The following is a 3,272-nucleotide window of genomic DNA, read 5'->3' on the forward strand; positions in this document are numbered from 1 at the left end:
AGGCAAACGGCTATAGGAGCCAGATTCAGCGTAAAGGCCATCGAAACAAACCGTTGTCCAAGACTCAGCAAGGGCGAAACCACAGGATTGCAAAGACTAGGGCACGGGTTGAACATGCATTTGCGGCGATGGAACAAATGGGTAGAAAACTGATCCGCACCATTGGACAGGTGCGCGCTAATTTTGCCATGACGATGATGGCAGCATGTTACAACCTAAAGCGGTTGGCGTACTTCCAGAGCGCGTGCATCGTGGCTTTCTGACGCCCAGAATGGGTCAAATGGCCCTAGCCAGGGCAATGTGCGATAGAATCAGTAACGTGATAATCAAAAAAAATCTAATTATTTAGAATGAAAGCCAAGGGTTAATTGAAAATCTTGAGTTTTTCGAGGTGCCCTAAAATAATATTAAATAAATAATGTATTGATAATATAAATTAAAAACTTATTAATAAAATAATAAATATTTAACGGCTTTTCTATGAAAAAATAAATTAATAATTTAATAAAGTAATAATAATAAATTTAAATATATAATTAATGGTTTTATACTGCTAAATATAAAAATACATTTAGAAAATAAAAGTATAAAAATAAACTTGAAGCAGAAGTTGCGAAAAGTGAAATTTATATTATAGTTAAGCATTATATTTATTTTAGCTAACATATCAAATTACATTAGTAATTATAATTAGTTGATTATTCTATATGATTTCTCTTTAGCTGAAACTTAGGGTAAATGATTTCTACAGTTATAAAGTTAATATTAAATATAACGACTATCATCTATCAAGATATGAAGATAATTTGATTATTAGTGGTTATAATTGTTAAGATTTACTGGATACTGACATAATTGAGCATGTGCATTAAAACTCAGTGAATTGACAAATATCTTTTTATCTCTTTGCTATATTGCAGTTTGTAGCTAATCATAATTCTCACTTTTAAAATAAAAAGGTTACCTAAACAGGATGTTTATGTTACATTTTAAGGAGTTTTGCTGCTTAGTAATGTTATTATTTTTTAGTGAAAGAGTGAAATTCATACAAATAAAAGGGTTGTTTTTAAAAAAGGTTTAGTATTATTTATTAGTGTATTTGATTTATTGGACAGTTTTTATTAATACAGATAAGGGGAAATGTTTTGACGGAACTGATAGACAATTTTAATAATATTCTCTGGAGTGGTGTATTAATCTATTTATTGCTTGGAGTAGGTATTTATTTTACGTTAGGCACTGGTCTTATTCAATTCCGCCATTTTGGGCATATGTTTACTATACTGAAGAATAGTAATAAATCAGATAGTTCAGGTATATCTTCCTTTCAAGCTTTATGCACAAGTTTAGCAGCCAGAGTTGGAACTGGAAATCTAACGGGTGTTGCTATTGCATTAACTGCTGGAGGACCAGGTGCTATTTTTTGGATGTGGCTTGTTGCTTTAATTGGTATGGCAACCTCTTTTGCTGAGAGCACCTTGGCACAATTATATAAGACAAAAGATGATCAAGGGAATTATCGTGGCGGCCCCGCCTACTATATGGAAAAGGGCCTTAAAATGCGTTGGATGGGGGTACTTTTTTCTATCTTTCTTATTATCGCTTTTGGCCTAGTATTCAATTCTGTTCAAGCTAATTCAATTGCTCAAGCAACTGCTGTAGCTTTTGGTTTTAATCCTCTTTACGTAGGAATTGTGCTTGCAATAATTTGTGGCATTATTATTTTTGGTGGTCTACGTTCAATTGCTCGAGTGGCAGAATTCGTTGTTCCTATAATGGCAATCGCTTATTTGATATTAGCATTTTGGGTAATGAGCAATAATATTGAACGTTTACCAGATGTTTTTTTACTAATTATTAAACATGCTTTTGATTTACAGGAAGCTGTTGGTGGCGTAGTTGGTTATGGGGTTGCGCAAGCGATGACACAAGGGATACAGCGCGGCCTATTTTCAAATGAGGCAGGCATGGGCTCAGCGCCGAATGCTGCAGCTGCTGCTTCACCTTATCCACCTCATCCTGCATCGCAAGGATATGTACAGATGCTAGGTGTTTTTATGGACACTTTAGTGATCTGTAGCGCAACAGCAATTATTATTATCTCTTCTGGTGCATTAGATAGCGCTGATGCCACTATTAGTGGAATTGAATTAACACAGCGAGCCCTTTCTTCAGCTGTTGGCGATTGGGGTGCAATTTTCATTGCAATAGTTATTTTCTTCTTTGCTTTTACTTCAATTATTGCAAATTATGCATATGCAGAAAGTAATATGGTCTTTTTAGAAAATAACCATACTGCTGGATTGTATATTCTCAGACTTGCTACTTTGGGAATGGTTATTTTTGGCTCAATGGCAGAAATGCCCTTAGTTTGGAAATTAGCTGATCTCTCGATGGGTTTGATGGCGTTAACAAATCTAATTGCAATATTGATGCTCTCAGGTATCGCGTTTAAACTTACTAAAGATTACAATCAACAACGCAAAGCTGGCAAATTACCCACATTTGATATAGATGCTTATCCTGATATTAAAAAACAGGTAGAAGATGGTATTTGGGAAAAGGATAATTTAAAGCAATGGAATGAACGAGAAATTAATAGTTAGTTAATATAATAAAAACCTTCTTATACGAAGGTTTTTATCGCTATATCCATCTAAGTCTTTATTTACCTTTTTATTAATAAATTTATTTGAGTAAAAATTAAAATGGAATGATCTAATGCAGTAGTTTGATAAAATAAAATAGTATATTTTTTATAATATAGGGCACCTCGAAAAACTCAAGATTTTCAATTAACCCTTGGCTTTCATTCTAAATAATTAGATTTTTTTTGATTATCACGCTACTGATTCTATCGCACATTGCCCTGGCTAGGGCCATTTGACCCATTCTGGGCGTCAGAAAGCCACGATGCACGCGCTCTGGAAGTACGCCAACCGCTTTAGGTTGTAACATGCTGCCATCATCGTCATGGCAAAATTAGCGCGCACCTGTCCAATGGTGCGGATCAGTTTTCTACCCATTTGTTCCATCGCCGCAAATGCATGTTCAACCCGTGCCCTAGTCTTTGCAATCCTGTGGTTTCGCCCTTGCTGAGTCTTGGACAACGGTTTGTTTCGATGGCCTTTACGCTGAATCTGGCTCCTATAGCCGTTTGCCTTCAGCCAAGCTTCCCGCTCCGCAGAGGGATAGCCTCGGTCGGCGTAGATATTGCGATTGGTGTTGGCCTTGTCAATGACCCTTTCGAAATGCTGACTGTCGTGGGTGCT

General features: G+C 35.9%; 3 protein-coding genes. 2 read left to right on the forward strand and 1 reads right to left on the reverse strand.

Annotated elements, in window-relative coordinates:
- Together CBG25_RS11350 and CBG25_RS11355 are read left to right on the forward strand one after the other, a co-directional pair.
- Positions 1-263, forward strand: a 263-nt coding sequence (locus tag CBG25_RS11350) for a transposase (RefSeq protein ID WP_290603799.1), incomplete at its 5' end; no start/stop codon positions are given.
- 882 nt (positions 264-1,145) lie between these two features.
- On the forward strand, positions 1,146-2,606 hold the full coding sequence (locus CBG25_RS11355; RefSeq protein WP_290606722.1) for a sodium:alanine symporter family protein: 1,461 nt from the start codon (positions 1,146-1,148) through the stop codon (positions 2,604-2,606).
- 294 nt (positions 2,607-2,900) lie between these two features.
- Here CBG25_RS11355 and CBG25_RS11360 read toward each other — a convergent pair.
- The coding region (locus CBG25_RS11360; RefSeq protein WP_290603757.1) for a transposase at positions 2,901-3,272 on the reverse strand (372 nt) is incomplete at its 5' end.

The organism is Arsenophonus sp. ENCA, from assembly GCF_002287155.1.
Lineage (GTDB): Bacteria > Pseudomonadota > Gammaproteobacteria > Enterobacterales > Enterobacteriaceae > Arsenophonus > Arsenophonus nilaparvatae.